Annotated in this window: 13 protein-coding genes; 4 read left to right on the top strand and 9 right to left on the bottom strand. The window is 34.8% G+C overall.

Annotation, left to right across the window (positions count from 1 at the left end; translation table 11 throughout):
• The first annotated feature begins 7 nt into the window (after positions 1-7).
• The 4 genes from FND99_RS18295 to FND99_RS18280 all read left to right on the top strand — a co-directional run bounded on the left by FND99_RS18295 (position 8) and on the right by FND99_RS18280 (position 6,046).
• Complete coding sequence (locus FND99_RS18295; protein ID WP_144339379.1) at positions 8-2,212, top strand: xanthine dehydrogenase family protein molybdopterin-binding subunit; 2,205 nt, start codon at positions 8-10, stop codon at positions 2,210-2,212.
• Between the two features lie 136 nt (positions 2,213-2,348).
• Complete coding sequence (locus FND99_RS20310) at positions 2,349-2,579, top strand: hypothetical protein (protein ID WP_342777800.1); 231 nt, start codon at positions 2,349-2,351, stop codon at positions 2,577-2,579.
• A gap of 139 nt (positions 2,580-2,718) precedes the next feature.
• On the top strand, positions 2,719-5,142 hold the full coding sequence (locus tag FND99_RS18285) for a L,D-transpeptidase (RefSeq protein WP_144339378.1): 2,424 nt from the start codon (positions 2,719-2,721) through the stop codon (positions 5,140-5,142).
• Positions 5,143-5,149: 7 nt separating this feature from the next.
• Positions 5,150-6,046 carry a hypothetical protein gene (locus FND99_RS18280; protein ID WP_144339377.1) on the top strand — a complete coding sequence of 299 codons (897 nt, stop codon included), beginning with the start codon at positions 5,150-5,152 and terminating at the stop codon, positions 6,044-6,046.
• A gap of 421 nt (positions 6,047-6,467) precedes the next feature.
• On the opposite strand, the gene FND99_RS18275 is transcribed toward FND99_RS18280, so the two are convergent.
• From FND99_RS18275 to FND99_RS18235, 9 genes are all read right to left on the bottom strand, one after another.
• Positions 6,468-7,031, bottom strand: coding sequence for a DUF2911 domain-containing protein (locus FND99_RS18275; RefSeq protein ID WP_144339376.1), 564 nt, complete (start codon positions 7,029-7,031; stop codon positions 6,468-6,470).
• A gap of 255 nt (positions 7,032-7,286) precedes the next feature.
• The gene (locus FND99_RS18270; protein ID WP_144339375.1) at positions 7,287-9,707 is read right to left on the bottom strand and encodes a glycoside hydrolase family 2 protein; all 2,421 of its coding nucleotides are present in this window, start codon (positions 9,705-9,707) and stop codon (positions 7,287-7,289) included.
• Positions 9,708-9,792: 85 nt separating this feature from the next.
• Complete coding sequence (locus FND99_RS18265; RefSeq protein ID WP_144339374.1) at positions 9,793-10,971, bottom strand: glycoside hydrolase family 88 protein; 1,179 nt, start codon at positions 10,969-10,971, stop codon at positions 9,793-9,795.
• Positions 10,972-11,366: 395 nt separating this feature from the next.
• The gene (locus FND99_RS18260; RefSeq protein ID WP_144339373.1) at positions 11,367-15,476 is read right to left on the bottom strand and encodes a hybrid sensor histidine kinase/response regulator transcription factor; all 4,110 of its coding nucleotides are present in this window, start codon (positions 15,474-15,476) and stop codon (positions 11,367-11,369) included.
• A 316-nt stretch (positions 15,477-15,792) separates the two neighbouring features.
• Entirely contained in the window at positions 15,793-17,421 is a 1,629-nt protein-coding gene (locus FND99_RS18255; protein ID WP_144339372.1) for a DUF4955 domain-containing protein, read from the bottom strand.
• 271 nt (positions 17,422-17,692) lie between these two features.
• Entirely contained in the window at positions 17,693-18,877 is a 1,185-nt protein-coding gene (gene uxuA / locus FND99_RS18250) for a mannonate dehydratase (protein WP_144339371.1), read from the bottom strand.
• A gap of 67 nt (positions 18,878-18,944) precedes the next feature.
• A complete protein-coding gene (locus FND99_RS18245; protein ID WP_144339370.1) occupies positions 18,945-19,757 on the bottom strand; it encodes an SDR family oxidoreductase in 813 nt (270 codons plus the stop codon).
• An 8-nt stretch (positions 19,758-19,765) separates the two neighbouring features.
• Positions 19,766-20,431 (bottom strand): bifunctional 4-hydroxy-2-oxoglutarate aldolase/2-dehydro-3-deoxy-phosphogluconate aldolase, encoded by a 666-nt coding sequence (locus FND99_RS18240; RefSeq protein ID WP_144339369.1) that lies wholly within the window; start codon positions 20,429-20,431, stop codon positions 19,766-19,768.
• Positions 20,432-20,433: 2 nt separating this feature from the next.
• Entirely contained in the window at positions 20,434-20,883 is a 450-nt protein-coding gene (locus FND99_RS18235; protein WP_144339368.1) for a YhcH/YjgK/YiaL family protein, read from the bottom strand.
• Positions 20,884-21,022 lie beyond the last annotated feature (139 nt).

Here is a 21,022-nt window from a genome sequence, read left to right as displayed (position 1 = left end):
TTGAATTATGAGCAAGACAAGTAATATAAATAGAGTAGATGGATTTGCTAAAGTAACAGGAACAGCAACGTATTCGGCGGAATATAAAACACCTGGAGTAGTTTATGCCTGTTTGGTTGGAAGCACGATTGCAAAAGGAAAAATTAAGGCTATCGACACTAAAAAAGCAGAGTGGGCGCCGGGAGTCTTGGCGGTTATTACGCATTTAAATGTTGATAAACCTGTTGGCTATCAAAAAGCAAAAGACAAACATAATTTTGGTCAGCCGTTGCAGATTTTTAAAGATGATTCAATTTTATATTATGATCAGCCGATTGCATTAGTTATTGCCGATACTTTTGAACGTATGCAATATGCGAAAAGTTTAATTAAGGCCGAATATATAAAAGAAGAACATTCGACTGAACTTAAAAAAGCGGCCGATAAAGAGAAAAAAGTAGAAACCGATAAAGGAAATGATTACCATCGTGGTGAACATGACGGTTATAAAAATGCTGAGGTTGTTTTTGAAGCCGAATATACGATTCCGACCGAGGTTCATAATCCAATGGAGTTGGCTAATATTATTGCCAAATGGGAAGGAAATAAACCAATTTTATATACTAAAAGTCAAGGTGTTGAGGGAACAAGAAGAAGCGTTGGTGAAGTTTTCGGAATTCCGCCAGCAGATGTTGAAGTAACTTCGGAATATCTTGGAGGTGCATTCGGAATGGGATTGCATACTTGGCCTTATGAAATTGCAGCATTAATTGGGGCAAAAAAGTTAAATCGTCCTGTAAAATTAGTTTTGCATCGTGAACAAATGTTTACCAATGTTGGTTTCAGACCTTATACAATTCAGAAAATGGGGCTTGGTGCCACAAAAGCTGGAAAATTAACCGGATTGACGCATGAAGCGGTTGCAATGACTTCAAGTTATGAAGATTTCATGGAAGGAACCGTAAATATGTCCCGATTTATTTATGATTGTTCCAATGTTTCAACACGATATAGAATTGTGCCTTTGGATACCTGCACGCCAATTTGGATGCGCGGTCCCGGGGAAGCAACGGGTTCATTTGCATTAGAAAGTGCAATGGATGAAATGGCGTATAAATTAAATCTGGATCCAATTGAATTCAGAAAAATAAATTACGCCGAAAAAGATTTGGAACAAAACAAACCTTGGAGCAGTAAATATCTTTTAGAATGCTATGAGGGCGGAATGGAGCGCATTGGCTGGAAAAACCGTAAAAATGAACCGGGTTCTGTTAAAGAAGGAAACTGGCTTGTGGGTTACGGAATGGGAACAGGAACTTTTGGCTGTTACCGAAGCGCGACAGCTGTAAAAGCAAAATTTTTGCCAGACGGTAATTTGGTTTTGCAATGCAGTGTAAATGATATGGGGCCAGGAACGGCAACAATGATGACGGCTATTGGTGCTGAAATTACAGGCTTGCCAGCTGAGAATGTGATTATCGAAATGGGAAAAAGCGGATTGCCAAAAGGACCTACGCAAGGAGGATCGGCTACAACATCGTCTGTTGGCTCTGCTGTTCATGATTCTTGTAATTTGCTGGTAAGTAAAGTGATTGGATTGGCTGCTGAAAATCCTGTTTTTAAAGGTATTCCAATTACAGATCTGACTTTTGGAAATGGTGTAATATCTTCTACAAAAGACAGTTCAAAAACAGTTTCATTAGCAACATTAATGAGTGCCAATAAACCGGAAAATTTTGAAGTCGAAAATCAGTCAAAAGCAAATGACGAAGCAAAAAAATATTCGATTTATTCGTTTTCAGTCCACTTTGTAAAAGTATTGGTAAATCCGAATTTAGGAAAAATACGATTGGCTCACGTGGTTTCTTGTGCCGATATCGGAACAGTTATCAATCAAAAAACATCGGCTGGACAAATGTATGGCGGTGCAGTAGGAGGCATCGGAATGGGATTGATGGAAGCGTTGGAAATTGACCATCGTTTTGGGCGTCCAATAAATAATAATTTCGCTGATTATCATGTTCCAGTAAATGCGGATATTGAAAAACAAGAGGTTTTCTTCGTTAATAAAAAAGATCCTGTCAGCAACCCAATGGGAACAAAAGGTCTTGGCGAAACGGCTTTGGTTGGAATGGCGCCTGCAATTGCAAATGCTGTTTTTAACGCAACCGGAAAACGAGTTAGAGATTTACCAATTACCTTGGATAAGATTATAGAAACTGTGAAAGTTTAAGAAATAATATATTATAAAATTTAAAAATCCATCTAAATAAAACAGATGGATTTTTTTTATGCAACAAAATAAATTGAAAGAAAAATATTATAATTGTAATTTTGTAAGAAAATTGTATTAATTTGGATAAAAAATTATGAGTAGAAAACATGTAGTAGTTCAAGGTGCAACGCTAAAATGCAAATTCAACGAAGAAGCTGATAAAACAGATATTTTGCAGGTAAAATCGCAAAACAAACACTTTGCAAACGATAAAGATGCCGAAAAAAAACTTATTGCCACCACTAAAGAATTAGGGCAAACACTGGAGAAAAACACCTTTGGGAACTGTAAACTACAGCCTACAGGAAGTAGTTACAAACCATGACAGGCTGTAATAAATCAATGGAGTGCTTTAAAAATGCAAGAGAGCTCGCTCTTGCATAATCAAATCAATCCCTTGGTTAATATGGCTGAATTTAAAGAGAGTTTAGAAGATCACGATTCAATTTGTAAGTAAATGTATTATGTCAAATTTTAAAATAATAGGAAATCCAAACCCCGTAGTTGGTGTTCTTGAGTTATATACTGTAAGTGACTTTTTTGAGAAAGCTCCAAGTAGTCCTTTCAACAAAGAAAATAGCTTTTCTTATGATCCTGTTTATTGGGAAGTTTATGTATTAGAATGGGGTAGATGGCGAAAAACAAAAGAGAATGATAAGAGTGGAAATAAAGTTTCTTATACTTTTTTGGAAAAAAGTCTTACGAGAAATGGCATTCGAATTCTAGTTAAAAAAGGCGAGAAAGTGGCGCGATTAGATATTAAACCACTATCTGCAAAACCAAAAATTGATCATATCGAATTACTAGATAAAAACGGAGCCCAAATAAACGGACGTTTATCATACGGACAAACTGTTAAAGCAAGGGTATTTTGTCTGAACATGGAAAAACGAAGAATATGTGTTACAATGTGGGAAGATGATGTAAAAGGCGCCGGACATAATAAAGCCAATGAAAAAAACTATATAGAAACACTTTCAGGAATTGTAAAATTTGGGAAGGCAGATATTAATTTTTTATTAAAACCAAGTTTTGCAAAAATTGCTGAAAGAGGAGGTCACGAAAAAGATAAAATTCATGAGTTTTATGTAACCGCAGAGTACAATGATGGCAAAATAGCCAGCAATAATATCAATATCAATGCGCTTGAAACGCCAGTAGCTCCGTACAAAGGAAAAACAACTCCGCAACAGCCGGTTAAAAACAAACCTGCGGAGCAGAAACCTAAAAATGATTCACATGAGCCTACTTCCTCAAAAGCAGTAAAAGGTAAAATTAGCGCTGTACATATTACAGATACTGCCGGAAATCAGATTAAAGGCATATTTAAGGAAAAACAGATTAAAGTCTGGATAAGTTCAACAGGATTACCAGGAAAAGAAGTTTGCCTCAAATTGTATGATGAAGATTTGGTAAGCAATGATCTGCTGTTTACTGAAAACTTCACGATAAAATCGGATCTTCATGCAATAGTTGTCCCATTAGATGCAATACCTAGAAGTCTAGGCGGAAGCAATTGGGCTGAAGGAAACGAGCAGGAATTATTTGCTGAAATCGAAGTTTTGCAAACACATGATTTTGTTAAAAGTGCAGTTGTTGATGTTGATGCTACTGTTTTCAAGCAGGATCCTGTTGAAACAACTAATAAGGTTTTGACAGTTAATGTGCCTAAAGTTGAAAAGAATGAAAAAGAAAATATTTGTGAATGCAAGAGTAATGATTTGATATGGGGAAATAAAGTTTCATGTGAGTTTAGGAAAAAAGTTGTAGAGATTTCCAAAAGATTAGGAAAAGATCCAAATTTATTGATGGCAGCTATGGCTCTTGAAACAGGAAGAACATTCTCTCCAACTGCAGGAAAAGGATCAAGTTATGTGGGTTTAATTCAGTTTGGAGACGACGCTGCTGAATCAATTGGAACTTCGCGAGATGCACTTCTAAAAATGACCGCAATTCAACAATTAGATTATGTTGAAAAATATTTAGAAAAAAAGAAATCTAAATTAGTGACATTAACAGATTTCTATTTATCAATTTTAATGCCGGTAGATATAGGAAAAGGAAGTACACCAAATCATGTTGTGTTTGATAACGAATATGCTTTAGTATATAAGAATGATGGTAAAACTTTAACTGATTTAAGTAAATCCAGACATTTTGGTTACAGACAAAATCCCGGCTTTTTTTACGAAGAAGGAGAAAAGGAAAAAGTTAAAAAAGGCGGTAATAAAAAATATGATGGTGAAGGGAAAACTTATATATGGGAAATAGAAGAATATGTAAAAGATTACTTCAATAATGGTAAAAATAACAAAACAAATATTTTTACCTGTAATAAAGATGAAGTTTCTAAACCAAATATAGAATCAGGGACTTGGAATGTAATCATAACAGAAAAATATACTGGAAAAAAATGTACACATGATAAAAAACAGAGGAAAAATTGTCGAAGGGGAACAATTGAAATTTTTGATCATAATAAAAATTTAGTTTTGACAATATCAGATTGTTTGATGGAAGGTTGGAAAGGAGAAGACAGAACTAAAAACAGTAACGATACTCCCTTTGGAATGTATAATATTAGTAGTTCTCCTTTTAAAAGTGGAGGAGACAGAATCGCATATGGGCCAAATCCTAGATTAGTATTCGAACCAATAAAAGGTTCTGGAGATGAAATTGACAAAAGTGGTAGGTCTGAAATTAGGATACATGGAGGACGACAAGAAGAAAAAGGTACTTATTTACCTCTTGAGAATCCTAAATTATTAAGAACTAGTGGATGTATAAGGGTCTTCGATGCTGATGCAAAACGTATTTATGACTGGTGGCTAGAATATCATAAAATAAACCCGACCATAAAACCAGGTAAAGTAAAAATTATAAAGTAATTAAATTATGAAACAGATTTTTTTAATATTGGCTTCGTTAGCCATAATATCATGTAATAAAAAAAGTAGCACTGAAGAACATAATATCGAGTCAAAAAAAACAATAGAAAATATGCCCTTAACAATTAACTCTAATAGTGAAACCTTGTCAAGCAACATTAATCTTGATAATTCTTTATTTGATAAAAAGGATATTGAATTTAAAAAGTATAAATACAAAAATGTTTTTATAGAGGATATTAAAATTAAAGATTTATTAGATAAGAATTATAGAGAAGCTTTTCAAAATTATTTAGAAAACAATAATGACAGTCGTGATGATGATCATCTTGAAGATCCAAAACCAACACTATTTACTCAATTATTACTAATTCGTATCCAACAATTAGAAGATAAAAATGCTTATTTTCTATTACAAGAAAGTTCTAAATTACCAGGTATTTCACATGGAGGGGTCGAGTTGCTTAATCAATCATTATGGCAGTTATTTATAGACAAATCGTTATTCTTTATTAATGAATCTTCTCATTATAATGATATAGAACTTTTGGACTATATTTTAAAAAGTTTTGCTGAACAGTATGTAGTTGAATCAAGTTCGGAAGAGAATGAAATCTCATTCTGCAATTGTGAGGGGATTAAAAAAGGAATGCTTTTAGTAAATAAAAAACATATTGAAACAAATATTCTATTTAAAAAATTTCAAGAAATTTTCAAAAAGGAGACTTTAATAGAAATTGAGTGTGCTCCAAGTTTAGACAATGGTTGGAAAAGTACAACAAAAGAGTTTTATGATATAAAACCATTAATTGATAAAGAAATGGGAAAAAAATTAGGTGTCAAAGAGAAGATTTTTTATAAAGTTAGAATTGTTCCTATTTTAAAGGAATATTATACTAAATAATTTTTTTATTCCGCTCTTAAATTCGCCGAGATAGATAAGAAGATAAAATAATATTTGTCATAATTATGAAATATATCATTTTAGTAATATTAACAGCACTATTATGTCATGTAACAAACAAAAGAGTTAGTGACAATAATCGTCTTTATTTAGATATTTCGGATAAAGAGCAATACTATATAAAAGTAAGAGGTTTTATAATTATGAATGACAATTACTTATCAAGAAATGAGTAATTATAGTAGAATTAAAATATAAATAAACAATAAATGAAAAAAATGAAATGATTATTTTGAAATATCTTATATAAAGATAAAATTATCAAAATGAAATAGTTTTTGAAATAAAGATTTTTTGACATTAAAACAAAAAAAGAGACATCGAAAAAATGTCTCTTTTTTTTATATCTAAAAGCGATTAATTATTTAACCGTAATTGGCAATTCAACAGTTGTTTTGTCCCAACCGATAACCAAATTAGCAACATTTCCTTGAGTTGTGAAAGCAATAGATAACGCTTCGATTACATCAGAAACTGGCTTAACAGGAACTGAAACCCTCACAACATCTTTGCTTTCATCATAAGCATATCCGCCCCACATATCAAGTTCTTTGTTGATAATGATTGTCCATTTGTCTTTTTCAGGAATAGCAAATAAACTATAATATCCAGCAGGAATTTTTTTACCACCGATTGTTACTGCTTTGTAGAATTTAACTTCAGTATTTTCGTTTGCACCAACTCTCCAAACTTCACCAAACTTAACAACATCACCAAAAATAGTTCTTCCTTTTACCGAAGGTCTTGAGTAAACAACTTTGACAACCGGACTTGGGTTATCTGTTTTTTTGAATTTAACTGATTTGTTTGGGAAATAAGAAATATCAGCCGGACTTGCATCTAAAGGAGGAAATTTAACCACATCCTGAGCCTGAACCGAAAGGGCAGTGAACAATACAACTGCCATTAAATAAATTTTTTTCATAAGATTACAATTTTTAGATTACTACAAAGTAAGTTAATAATTAAGAAAAATCATGAAATTACAGTTTGTTTTTTGTTAATGAATTGATAATGGTTTTTAACCGCTTTATGGTTTGCATAGTCATAAGTTGTCACCCTGAGCGAAGTCGAAGGGCAGCAAGTGACTCTACAAAGATTGGCAATTTTGATTGTGGAGCTTCGTGCTGCCCTTCGACTTCGCTCAGGGTGACAGGCGGTGCCTTAAAAAAACAAAATCTTAATTAACTGGAATCTTTAAATATTCTCCTTTAAAACTTTGGTTCAATGCCGTCATTTCGATTGGATCATTTGAACCATCTGGAATAACTTCTATAGAAGCTTTTCCGTTTGCCATTTTGATCGATTCGCTTCCTGTTGGCGTACCTTGATTTTTCATGGTTTTTCCGCCTTTCAGACATTGGAAATAGACACTTGCTTCATAATCCAAACAACGTAAATTGTGATTGTCAATTGCAATTGCTGTTACCAGATAATGACCGTTTTTCATTTTTTCGGCAGATAATTGCAATGATGAAGCAGCATCATTTTTAGTAAAACGATAATTGACTTTTATAGTGTCAGAAACCGTTTTGCCGTCTTTGCTTTTTCCGACAGCAACCAATGTATTATCTCCTTTTTTGAAATTAATATCCCAAGTCAAGCCACATGCAGGATAAACCGTAACATTTCGTTGTTTTTCACCAAGATTTTTTCCGTCGTGGAATAAAGTCACTTTTTCGCAATTGCTGAAAACACTGATTGTTCTTGGCATATTTTCAGGACCTTGGCGTTCTGTCCAAGTGTGTGATTCAATATACGTGAAAGGTTCTTTTGCCCAATAACTTTTAAAAACATAATAGGCATCTTTCGGATTCCCATTTCGGTCGGTTAGGCCTTTTTGATTCATATACGGAATATCATCTTCAGGGCGTAATGGCGTTGCAAAATCCTTAAATGCCCATTGAATATTTCCCACAAACGATGAATCATTCTCGGATATATGCAAATGCCAATCAAATAAATCAACGATATAATTTTCGCTCCAATCACCAATTTGAGCGATGTTTGCTACTTTAGTCTGAACAATCGCTTCTTCCCAGCCTTCAGATTTTATGACATTTTCTCCCGTAACCGGATTTTCGCTGTGACGCCCAACATGACTGTCGCCACCATATTCTGCATGAATAAAATGGTTGTATTCTTTTTTGTAAACATCAATTGCTTTTTGGTAGCTTTTGTAACTTCCAGAATACCAGCCAGACCAGATAGATGGCGAGAAGACATCGACAATATGCGAACCTTCATAATATTTTCTAATTGCCGTTTTTCTTGTTGGATCAAGTTTATGCGCAAGATCATTTAATTCGGTCAAAAAAGCATTCGTTTTCTCGGCATTATCTCCATCAGGAAAATCTGGAAGCCAGTTAATTTCGTTCCCTAATGACCAAAGAATAATGCTTGGATGATTGTAATTTTGATTGATGATTTCCTGAAGCATATTTTTGGTGTTTGTTTTCCAAAGCTCATCTCCAATTCCGCCTCGACACCACGGCAATTCATCCCAAACCAAAATTCCTAATTCATCGCAGGCTTTATATATCTCAGGATCTTGTGGATAATGCGCCAAACGAACAAAATTTGCTCCCATAGCTTTTATCGATTTCATATCTGCCCAATGCATTTCATTTGTCATTGCAGCGCCAACTCCGGCTTGCTCTTCATGGCGATGTGTTCCGCGAAGCAATAAACGTTTTCCATTTAAATAAAACGGACCGTGATCTTTAAATTCAAACCATCTGAAACCTACTTTTTCTGAAACGCTGTCTTTAATCTGATTTTTTTCTGATAAAACGGCTGTCAGCGAATATAAATTAGGGTTGTCTGTATCCCAAAGTTCTGGGTTTTTGATGTTTTCGAAAGTAATTGTCGAAGTTTTGTCTGCAACTGAAATCGTTTTGCTTGCTACTTTTTTTCCTTTCGGATTTTTTAAAGTCACCGTTAACGACAAATCTTTTGAACTTGATACATTTACAATTGAAGAAACAACTTGAACCGAAGCTTTTTTAGCCGAAACTTCAGGAGTTGTGATTTTTAAATTGTCAATATGATTTTTGTATTTTGAAACCAACCAAACATCGCGCGTGATTCCTCCATAAATGTAAAAATCACTTTTTTGAGACGGAATAATTTCAATGTCATAGCTATTGTCAACACGAACAAAAATGTCATTATTTCCTTCTTTGATGAGGTTTGTAATATCGATGGAAAAACCAATATAACCGCCAATATGGCCACCGGCTTCTTTACCATTCACATATACTTTTGTGGTAATATTTGAGCCTTCAAAATATAAAGAATACACTTTGTTTTGATCAATTTGCGGAATTGAAAGTTTTTTTTGATACCAGCTTGCATCGCGTCTGTAGCCTGGGTACAAGTCGGTTGCATCTTCGGCGTTCCAAGTATGTGGCAAGTTTAGCGCAACCCAATTTTGATTTTTTTGGGCTTCGCTGAGGTTTGAAGTGTGGTTTTCTAAATAAAGCCAATCGTTATTAATATTCAGCTTTGCCTGAGCAAAACTGCTGCTCAGACAAATCTGAAAAAAAACAAAAAGCGTAAAAAATTGAAATGTATTATATTGGTTTGGTCGGTTAATCATAAATTATTTTTTTTAGGTTCAAAGGGGCAAAGGCTCATAGGTTCAAAGGCGAAAACCTTTGTCACTTTGTACCTCTGTCTCTTTGCTACTTTCTTCTTAATAATGCCTCAAGGAAATAATAATCGGCGTAAATTATTGGTTCGTCAATTTCATCGTGTTTTGGCCAGTTTCCAGTGCTGTGATCCAAAATAAATGGGCCCTTGATGTTTTCATTTAAAATGTATTTATCAGTTTGAACCGAAGCCATCATTTTATCGGCGAAAGCCAAATAACTTTTGTTTTTTGTGTAGCCATATAATTCATACAATCCAGAAGCCATAACCATTGCGGCAGAAACGTCACGAGGCGAATTTGGAATACTAGGATCTTTAAAATCCCAATACGGAATTCCGTCTTTTGGCAGATTTTTATTGGTCATAAAAAATTTTGCAGTGGCTTTAGCCTGTTTTAAATACGCTGGATCTTTTGTGTAACGATAGCACATGGTAAAACCATAAACCGCCCAAGCTTGACCACGGGCCCAAACCGAATCATCATTATAACCTTGAAGCGTTGTTTTCTTTCTTACATCGCCCGTTTTTTGGTCATAATCGATAACATGATAACAGCTGTTGTCTTCTCTAAATTGATTTTTTAAAGTAGTGTTGGCATGTTTGATGGCGATCTCGCGGTATTTTGGATTTCCGGATAATTTTGAAGCCTCAAAAAGCAATTCGAGATTCATCATATTATCGATAATTACAGGAAAATCCCAAATTTCTTTGTTGAAATCCCAAGAACGGATCGAACCTACTTTTTCGTTAAAACGAGTGCACAAAGTTTCGGCGCCTTTAATAATTACGGCTTCGTATTCTTTCTTGTTTTCGGCTTTTAAAGCTTCGCCATAACTGCAATATACTTTAAAACCTACGTCATGTGAGTTTCTGTTTACGCTTTCTTTTTTGCTGAAGGGCGTCCATTTTTCAGCCTGTTCTTTGTATTGCGGATCGTTTTTTAGTCGGTACAATTGCCAAAGATTTCCTGCAAAAAAACCGCTTGTCCAATCTCTTGACGGAACTTTGTGAATTTCTAAGGTTTTTGTATTCATGCTTCTCGGCATCGACAGCGAATCGACGGGGTAATCGAGCAGCATTTTATAACGCGTTTCCAGAAGTGTATTGGTTGCTGAGGTTGTTTTTTTTGATTGTGCATTAATTCCGGATTTGCATGCTGTTGCCAGCGATGCAAACCCTAGAATTAAAGAAATGAAACTAACTTTATTCATATTACTAATTAATCTTTTTTAAAAAACCAAAATTGCTTGGCTTTAAATTTGGGTTTGGAATCATTTCTGTTTTTTTTATTAAATGTAATTAAACTATCTAAGTTCTTATGCGTCTATGTGTCAAAAACACACATATCAAAAACACATCATTTATGTGATTTTATTTTTTTATTCGTAAACATTCATTTTTGGTTTTAAAGTTAGTGTTAGATAAAATAGAAAATCAAAAGGCTCATTCCTATAATTAGGATGACAAAAAAAAATTGAAGCAATGTCAAGTTTCTTTTTTTAATTTTCATAGGGCAAATGTAGAAGCCGAAAACGATATAGAAATACAAAAAAGGGTATCTAAAAATACAGATACCCTTTTAAAGCCCTTAAAACACAGGATTTTTTTAAATTACGACAGTAGATTTGTAAAATTTGTCTGCGTAATGTGATGGAGTTTCGCCATACTTTTTCTGGAAACATTTGCTGAAATATTTCGGATTATTGAAGCCAACTTTGTAGCTCACTTCTGAAACGGTCAGTTTATTTTGTTCCAATAATTGCGCGGCGCGTTTTAATCGTATTTCATGAATGAACTCGTTTGGTGTGCAATTTGTCCACGCTTTTATTTTTAAAAACAGCATGGTTCGACTCACGCCTAATTCGGAACAGAAATACGGAATATCAAATTGTTCATTCGAAATATTTTCTTCGACAATTTTAAACGCTTTTTTCAAGAGTTCTTCGTCTAAAGAAGAAACCGTAATTTCTGACGGAATAAAACTGTCTTCGGTTGAGAATTTGATTTTTAAACGCTCCTGCGTATTCAATAAGTTTTTAACTCGAAGCTTAAATTCCATCAAATTAAACGGTTTGCTTATGTAATCATCGGCGCCGCTTTCTAATCCTTCGAATTTGTAAACTAATGACGATCTAGATGTCAATAAAATAACAGGAATATGACTTGTTTTGATGTTTTCTTTTATTTTGGCACAAAGTTCTGTACCAACCATTTCTGGCATGATAACATCGCTGATTATCAAATTTGGGGTGTATTTTAGTGCTTTCTCAAAGGCAATTTTTCCATTTTCGGCTTCTATGATGTTGTAGTCTTTTTTGAGTAAATTTTTCATGAATTTTCTCAACACTTTATGATCTTCAACAATCAGGATCGTCTGTTTTTCTTCGTTTACAATTAAATCTTCAATATCTTCATTTTCAATTGTTTCCGATGTTTCTAATTGTGCCTGATATTGCCCGATGTCATCACTGATTTTGAAATCTGGGATAATTTCATTCTCTGAAAGATGTTCGCGACCAAGCGGCAACGCAACTGTAAATACAACGCCGCCCGAAGTTTTGTTGGTAACATCAATTTTTCCTTTATGAAGTTCAACAATATTTTTCACTATCGAAAGCCCAATTCCGGTGCCTTTGTTGTAGTTTTTCTGAACTTGGTTGTGCATCGGAATTTCAAAAAACAAATCAAAAATTTTATGAATATGTTCTTTCGCAATTCCGACACCTGAATCTTCAACGGCGATAAAGAGATTTTCTTGGTCGTGCGTGATTTTGACATTGATTGCACCGCCTTTTGGAGTATATCTAAAAGCGTTCGAAATCAAATTATAAAAAACGCGCTCGAGTTTATATCGGTCAAAATAAACCAGAATTTCTTCATCTGAAGTTTCAAACGTATAATTATAACCGCCGTCTTTCGCATATTCAATAAACGATAAGAAGATTTCTTTGGTGAATTTTACAATATTTCCGTTTGCTGATTCAAGTGTAACTTGATGATTTTCAAGTTTTCTGAAATCCATTAGACGATTAATCAAACTCAACAAATGATTGGCACTTCCTTCAATAACCAAAAGCTTTTTGTACATTTCATTGGTTCCGTTATAATCGGCTAAAATTTGCTGTAACGGACCTAGAATCAAAGTTAATGGTGTTCTGAATTCATGCGAAATATTCGTAAAAAAGTCCAGTTTCAGTTTGTTGTTTTCTTCTATACGTTTGGTTTCTAGATATTCCAGTTCTAATTTTTGTTTCAGTCTGGCTTTCGATTTCATAATCCAGATTAAACCGTATAATCCCAAACCAATTATAATTCCGTACAATAAAAATGCCCAAATACTACGCCAAGGAGCCGGTTTTACAATTACAGTCAAAGTGGTTGGATATTTGTTCCAAACTCCATCATTATTTGCACCCCTAACTTCAAAAACATAAGTCCCCGGATTTTGAATCGCAAAATTGGCTTCGCTGTTTTTGGTTGTTGTCCAGTTATTTTCTAGTCCCGTTAAACGGTAGCTGTATTGATTTTTCTTTGATCGGATGAAATTCGGAATTGCAAAATTGATCGAGAAATTAGCCTTGTCATAATCCAAAGTAATGGTTTTGGTATAACCAATACTTTTTTCTAAAATATCTAAAGAATCATTTGGATTTGTTGTTTTATTCTTGATTTTCAAATCTGTAATCAAAACCTGTGGCGCATATTGATTTTTGGAAATATTTCGGGAATCAAAATAAGTTGCTCCAGAAGGGCTTCCAAAATAAAATTTATTTCCATCAAGTTTTAACGCTGCATTATCATTGAACTCATTATTTGTAATTCCGTCCTTTTGATCATAATTCACAACTGTTTTTGCTGTGGTGCTATATTTTATAATTCCTTGATTGGTAGTAATCCACAAATTTTTATGATCATCTTCTAAAATTGAATGGATCGATGTCACCACCATATTTCCAATTTTCAGGTTGATTCTGTTGAATTTCTTTCCATCAAAATAATGTAGCCCTTTTGCTTTTGTTCCTACCCAGATTTTATTTTGAGAATCTTGAAACAATGTCAAAATATCATCCCCAGAAAATGAAGCATCATCAAAAAAGAAATGTTTTACCGCATATTTGTTCGGTTGAAAATTTTGAAGCCCAATAAGATTTAGTCCGCTTAATGTTCCCACCCAAAGCCTTTTTTGCTTGTCGACTAAAACCGTTCGCACATAATTATTTGTTAGATAATTTGCCTTTGTAGTGTCATTTCTAATAAATTGAAAATCTTTGGAAATTGTATTATAACGAATTAACCCTTTACTGAAAGTTCCCATCCATAATACCCCATTTCCTTCTGTTTTAATGGAATAAACACCAACATCTTTTATTGAATCTTTTAATTGCTGTGAAATTTTGTCGCTTTCAATTCTTTTGGTCAGCGTGTTATAAGCTGAAATTCCTTTGGAGAAAGTTCCCATCCACAACGTATTATTCTCAGCAACACACATCGATTTGATGTCGTTTATAGGCGTTTGTCCGCTTTTATTGGTAAGATAGCTTGTCGTTTCGGTGTTTTTATTGTAGATGGTTATGCCACCACCTTCGCTTCCAAAATAAATATTCTGATTTTTGTCGGCCACAATCGAGCTGACAACATCATAACTCATCGGAATCTTTTTCGAATTTTGATCATAATTAAAGAAATTCACATTCGAAATATCCCACATGTTTACGCCTTTGTAATAACAGCCAATCCAAACAGAACCTTTTCTATCTATAAAAATTGATTTTACTTTTTCGATGCCGCTGTTATGATTATTGCTGCTGTAACTATTGTTATTGTTTATTTTTTGAATACTCTTGTCTTCGCCTAAAATGTAAATTCCGTCATAGGCGCCAATCCAGATCGAGCCTTTTCGGTCAATTGCCAAAGCACGGATTTCACTGTGAATTTCCTTGCGTTTTTCATCAGATAAAAAAGGAACGTAGCTTTTTGCTGCTGAATCAAATTTTAGTAATCCTTTGTTTTTTGTTCCAACCCAAATGTTGCTGAAGCGGTCTTCAGCAATTGCTGATACATTTAGTAAATCGATATTATTTAAGGGATAATTTTTAAACGAAAATTTCTCGTTTTTTCTGCTTGTCAAGACACATAATCCTTTCGTGGTTCCAATATAAATCTGACCTTTTTTAGTTTTAAAAATGCTCATGATATTGTTGCTCGGAATCGTCGTATTGTCTGTAGCCGAATGAATTGCAGACGAAAACTGCCCCGTTTTTTGGTTATAAACAGACAATCCTTTTGAAGTTCCAAACCACATTTCATCTCCAACTTTTTTGATGCACCAAATCGTATTGCTGTTTATGGTGTGATTGGTTTTATCATTTAAATAACGCTTGAAAGTATTGCTTACAGGGTCATAACAATTCAGACCATTGTAAGTTCCAATCCATAATTTCCCTGAATTATCTTCTTCAATAGCCAAGATATCATTGCTGATAGACATTTTATTGGCAACATCATTTCTAAAAACAGTGAATCGGCTACCGTCATATTTATTAAGTCCGTCGCGTGTACCAAACCACATTTGGCCAAATTTATCCTGATGTATGGCAATAACAGAATTCTGCGAAAGTCCGTCAGTGGTTGAGAAATTTTTAAGGCGGTATTTATTTTGGGAAAACAAATTTCCCCAAATAAGAAGTAAAACTAGAAAGACGCTCGTGTATTTCATAGCATTTATTTTTTGGTTAGAGTTGTATATGGTTTCAGAGGTTTTGTCAGATTGATTAATGCCGCTGAATTTTTAAACACATAGAAACATAGGTTTTTCTTTTTTAAAGTTGATTGAAAAAAACTAGTTTTCCACACATAGCTTCCATGCAAAATCTATGATTATTTATGCAAGTGAAACGCCTTTTTTCGCGTATCTAAAAGCTATGTTTCTATGTGTTTAAATTGTTTTTATTTGGCTCAAATTGGCAAAGGTTCAGAGGTTCAAAGCTCAAACAAAGAAACCTTTGCCTCTCTGTACCTTTGAGTCTATTTTCCTATTTTAACCTTTTTTTTAATTGATAATCATATAGCGACGGAATCTTCTCTATCGGCATGTTTAAAAATTCAATATAAGGATCGACGTCGTATTTGATTTCAAATTTTGTATTTCCGTGTACGCCAATGATTCGGGCAAAAGCACCGTCTTTCATTCCGTATAATAACACTGGTTTTGATGCATCGGGATTTTCGACTTGAACATTTAAATTCCAAAAAGTACTGAAAGGTCCGTGGGATGGTTTCCAGTATTCAGCGCCGCCACCTCCAAATAAAGCATAGCTGTTATTTTTGGCTGTTTTTAAATGCACTGTGATATTGTCAAATAAATTTTGATGATTAGCTCCCGAATGTTGATCTAAAACCGGATCTGTAAAAATCTCACAGTTTTGATACACGTTTTTAGTCGAAAAAGTGTTAAAACTCAAAGGATGAACCGACGAATTATATATTTTCAGATTCTTTACCAATACATTATGAACACCGCCTAAAGTCACTGTATAATGTGCCAAATGCGTTCCATCTGTTGTAATATCCTGAATCGTAACATTTGAAACTTCTTCGGCTAAAATACCGCTGTCGGCATTTGTGATTTTTACATCTTCAACCCAACTGTTGAAAAGACGAGTTAAAAATATTCCGTTATTTCCAGGTTCAACGTGATGGGCCACACGCGGAATATCAGGAAAAGTAAAACGAAGATGCTCAATTCCGACTTCGTTCAAATGTTTCCATTCAACTAATTGCGCCTGATAACTTGGCTTTATTGCAATGGTTAAAGGTGTTTTTAAAGTGATTTTAGAGCCAGATATTTTTACGATTTCAACTTGTTGGCGAACAATTGGAAGTTTTGGAAAATTCCAATGATGTGAGCCCGGTTTTACATTGGCACCTTGGTATAAATCTTTTATGATTTCGCCATTTTCACCGTCTTTATTGAATAATTGCAATTCGACAATATCTCCAACTTTTAAGTTTTTAACTTCAGAAACGTTGATGTTAAAATCACCCATTTTTCCAGAACTGACTTTAGCTAAATATGCTGGTTCTGGTTCATATTTATCCAAATACGATTTTACACGTTCACCCGAAACTTGCGTCCAAATGAACCCTCCAGACCAAGCATATTGTGAAAAAGGCAAGTCGATGTTGTTTTCAGATTCGCGTTGTCTTTTGTCAAAAGTGGTTAGGTATTCTCGCAATTCAGCCAAAGATTCAGGATCTTTAAGATACATCATTGGTCTTGGGCAATAAATTTCTGTTCCTTTTTCACCAGAACCCGCACCACGAAGTACAAAATTGCTTCTCTCGATGTAGAGAATATCACTCAGAATAATTCGGCCTTCTGGCAATTGCAGGATCACATTTCCATCAACGGCATTGGCAGCTTTTAAAGCTTTTAAAAGTGCTTTTGAGTCGTCTAGATTATCATTTGCTTTTACACCAAAATCAGTTGCATTGATGATTTTTCCTTGAAATTCAGGAAGCGCGCTTTCGCCAAAATGATAGCCGGCAAAACTAAAATCGGGAAGATAGTTGGTTTTTGAAGTAATGATTTTCGGCAATTCCTGCGCCATTGCAATATTCACAACCAGACTGCAAAAGGTAAATATGGCTGAACGAATCATGGTGGTTTGTGGTTTTTTGGTTAGTTATTTTTTTTTTTTGCCACGAAGGCGCAAAGACGGAAAGATTTTTTTAAGCTTTATGTTTTTAATCACGCAAAGTCGCAAAGTTCTTTTTGTCATTCCGAGGAACGAGGAATCTCCGCAAGTAGCTCGACAAAGATTGTCGATTTAGTTTGCAGAGTTTCTTGTGGAGATTCCTCGTTCCTCGGAATGACAAACTAAACTTTAGATCTGCGTGAAAAAAAAAATTTCGCGTCGTGGCCAAATCCCTTTATAAAGATCTTTTAATCCCTAATTCCAGTCCGCGCAACTCTGCTAAACCTCTTAAACGTCCAATTGCAGAATATCCCGGATTTGTTTTTTTCTTTAAATCATCCAGCATTTGATGACCATGGTCAGGACGCATTGGCAATTTGCTGTTGTTTCTTTTTTCAACTTCTAAAATCGCTTTTACTACTTCATACATATCAACATCACCTTCAAGATGGTTCGCTTCATAGAAACTTCCTTCTTCATCACGCTGCGTGCTTCTTAAGTGAATAAAATTCATTTTATCGCCGTGACGTCGCACCATTCCAGGTAAATCATTGTCAGCGCGAACGCCGTAAGAACCCGTACACATTGTAAATCCGTTTGATTTTGAAGGTGCTGCATTCATTAAATCAACCAAATCTTCTTCTGTGCTTACCACTCTCGGCAAACCTAAAATAGGGTAGGGAGGATCGTCTGGATGAATCGCCATCAAAACGCCTTTACTTTCGGCTACCGGAATAATTTCTTTCAAAAAAGAAAAAAGATTATTTTTTAAAGCTTGTCTGTCAACATGATTATAAGCACTTAAAGTCACCAAGAAATCTTCAACTGTATAAGCTTCTTCAGCACCCGGAAGTCCCGCCAAAATATTTTGCTGTAATTTTACTTTATCCTCAGCAGTCATGGCTTCAAAATAGGCTTTGGCTTTCTGAATTTGCTCTGCCGAATATTCTTTTTCTGCACCTGGTCTTTTCAAAATATACAATTCAAAAGCAGCAAAAGCGTTAATGTCAAAACGAAGCGCTTTTGAACCATCTTCAACCGTATAAGATAAATCGGTTCTTGACCAATCTAAAACAGGCATAAAGTTGTAGCAAATGCATTTAATGCCGCACAAAGCTAAATTTCGAATGCTTTCTTTGTAGTTTTCAATGTATTGAAGATAATTTCCGGTTTTCTTTTTAATGTCTTCATGCACCGGAACACTTTCAACAACCGACCAAGTCAAGCCCGAAGCGCCTTTTTTAGGGTCGCCGTCTTGGTGCTCAATTTCGACTTTTCGTTTAATGATTTCTTCAATGCTCCAAACTTCTCCGTTTGGAATATGGTGTAAAGCGGTTACAATCCCGGTTGCTCCAGTTTGAGCAATATCTTGTAAAGAAACAGGGTCATTTGGTCCGAACCAGCGTAATGTTTGTTCCATTTTATATTATTTATTTCCTGCAAGGTTTTTAAAACCTTGTAGGTATTTTGGTTTGTTGTTTTTTAATCTAAATACTCGTTGCTGCAAAACCGCCGTCAACTTTTAATACCGTTCCAGTTACGAATTTTGACATGTCGCTGCATAAATATAAAAGTGCACCGTCAATATCTTCAGGAGTTCCAAATCTTCCCATAGGAGTTTGGCCAATGATTTTTTCGCCTCTTGGCGTCAATTTTCCGTCTGGAGTCAGTAGTAAAGCACGGTTTTGTTCACCAATGAAAAATCCTGGCGAAATAGCATTTACACGAATTCCCTCGCCATATTTTGTAGCTAGTTCAACCGCCATCCATTGTGTGAAATTATCAATTGCCGCTTTTGAAGCCGAATATCCAACTACTCTCGTTAATGGTCTTTGTGCTGATGCTGATGAAATATTGATAATGTTTCCTGATTTTTGTTTTGCAAAAAGTGCTGCAAATACCTGAGAAGGAAGCATTGTTCCAATGATATTCAAGTCGATTACTTGCTGTAAATCTTCGGTTTTCATGTCGTAAACCGATTGATCTGGCTGAATTGTAGCGCCGGGCATATTTCCGCCGGCTGCATTGATCAGAATATCCAGACGTCCGTATTTCTCAACAATAAAATCTCTTGCTTTTTCTACCTCTTCTTTCTTTAAAACATTGGCTTGAACAGCAAAAGCTTGTCCACCGTTTTCTTCGATAGTTTTTACGGTTTTTTCTGCTTTTTCAAGCGATTGAGAAACGATCCCGACAATCACGCCTTGTTTTGCCAAAACGTTTGCAAAGTTGCTGCCAAGTACGCCGGCACCGCCTGTAATAAGTGCAATTTTTCCTTTTAAATTAAATAGTGAATCCATGTAAATAGTTATTGTTTTCGCAAAGTCTCAATTGCCTCGAGCACTTTTTTTGTTTCAATTTCGATTGTCGCATAATCTGCTTCGTTCATGCGTTTTTTGGTAATGAGTTTGCTGCCCATTCCAACTGCCGATACACCTGCAGAAAACCAGCTTTGTATGCTGGCATGTGTGGTATCAACACCTCCGGTCACCATAAAAGTCAGCTGCGGAAAAACATCTTTAATACTGCTCATAAATTCTGGGCCAAGAATGTTTCCCGGAAATAGTTTTATGAAAGTTACTCCCGAATTTTCTGCCGCTATAATTTCTGTAGGCGTCATGCAGCCAGGAGTATAAAGTGCGTTTTTATCTTTTAGAAAAGCATTAACTTCTGGAACAAAACCGGGACTAATAAAGAAATCTGCGCCTGCCTCATGAAAATCTTTTGCTTGTGATTCGTTTTTAATAGTGCCAATTCCTAAAAGCATTTCTGGCATTTCTGCATTTCTGACTTCCACCATTTTTTTGAAATTCACTAAAGCTTCTGCACCGCGGTTTGTGTATTCAACCGCTCTGATTCCTGCTTTGTATAAAGCACGAAGTACTTCAATACTCACAGTTTCACTAGTATTGAAATACAAAGGAAGCATGCCTTGCTTTGCAATAATTTCTGCTGTGTTTTTAATCGAGTTCATGTCTAGATTTTTACTTTAAAAACCAATTTTTTCAACGATCCTTCGCCAATCATTGCGGCATGGACATCTTCTGGATATAAAATCGCAAATTGTTTTTCCTGCAATTGAAAAAACATATCTGGTTGATCATGAAAAAAACGAACGTCTTTTTCATCGCTGTAATCACCATTTGGGCTCACACATTTTTCTCTCGGTTTCCACGCGTAGGTTTCTGGACCTTGAATCACAATTTGAATGTCAATGTTTTTGTCGTGGCATTCAAAACCTTTAATGCTTTGTTCTTTGGTTGTTCCTTCGCCTGCAATTACGATCAGTTTTAATCCTTTTGCAATTTCCAAAACTCCTTCTTCAAGTTTCGTAACGTCATTCTGACTCACATAATCAAAAGCTGTTTTGAAATTAGGATGCAACCCGAAATATTTTGCTGCATTGTGCAATGAATCTACTATCATTTTATTTGGTTTATTTGAAATGTTTTTTGTTTAATATTTTGTTTAAATAAACTATTGTATTTTATTGGTTTTTAGTTATTTAGTTTTATAATGTCATGTTTTTGACATTAATTGCATTTTCTGTTTCTTTAAATACTTG

This window comes from Flavobacterium daemonense (genome assembly GCF_007341385.1).
Classification (GTDB): Bacteria; Bacteroidota; Bacteroidia; order Flavobacteriales; family Flavobacteriaceae; genus Flavobacterium; species Flavobacterium daemonense.
Note: the sequence above shows the minus strand (reverse complement) of the source record. Positions and strands in the feature narration are given on the sequence as shown.

What these genes read in the sequence shown, in the direction of transcription:
- FND99_RS18240 (WP_144339369.1), bottom strand. Translation starts at nt 20,431, where the DNA reads ATGAACTCGATTAAAAACACAGCAGAAATTATTGCAAAGCAAGGCATG.
- FND99_RS18235 (WP_144339368.1), bottom strand. Translation starts at nt 20,883, where the DNA reads ATGATAGTAGATTCATTGCACAATGCAGCAAAATATTTCGGGTTGCAT.
- FND99_RS18265 (WP_144339374.1), bottom strand. Translation starts at nt 10,971, where the DNA reads ATGAATAAAGTTAGTTTCATTTCTTTAATTCTAGGGTTTGCATCGCTG.
- FND99_RS18295 (WP_144339379.1), top strand. Translation starts at nt 8, where the DNA reads ATGAGCAAGACAAGTAATATAAATAGAGTAGATGGATTTGCTAAAGTA.
- FND99_RS18280 (WP_144339377.1), top strand. Translation starts at nt 5,150, where the DNA reads ATGAAACAGATTTTTTTAATATTGGCTTCGTTAGCCATAATATCATGT.
- FND99_RS18275 (WP_144339376.1), bottom strand. Translation starts at nt 7,031, where the DNA reads ATGAAAAAAATTTATTTAATGGCAGTTGTATTGTTCACTGCCCTTTCG.
- FND99_RS18285 (WP_144339378.1), top strand. Translation starts at nt 2,719, where the DNA reads ATGTCAAATTTTAAAATAATAGGAAATCCAAACCCCGTAGTTGGTGTT.
- FND99_RS18245 (WP_144339370.1), bottom strand. Translation starts at nt 19,757, where the DNA reads ATGGATTCACTATTTAATTTAAAAGGAAAAATTGCACTTATTACAGGC.
- uxuA (WP_144339371.1), bottom strand. Translation starts at nt 18,877, where the DNA reads ATGGAACAAACATTACGCTGGTTCGGACCAAATGACCCTGTTTCTTTA.
- FND99_RS20310 (WP_342777800.1), top strand. Translation starts at nt 2,349, where the DNA reads ATGAGTAGAAAACATGTAGTAGTTCAAGGTGCAACGCTAAAATGCAAA.
- FND99_RS18260 (WP_144339373.1), bottom strand. Translation starts at nt 15,476, where the DNA reads ATGAAATACACGAGCGTCTTTCTAGTTTTACTTCTTATTTGGGGAAAT.
- FND99_RS18270 (WP_144339375.1), bottom strand. Translation starts at nt 9,707, where the DNA reads ATGATTAACCGACCAAACCAATATAATACATTTCAATTTTTTACGCTT.
- FND99_RS18255 (WP_144339372.1), bottom strand. Translation starts at nt 17,421, where the DNA reads ATGATTCGTTCAGCCATATTTACCTTTTGCAGTCTGGTTGTGAATATT.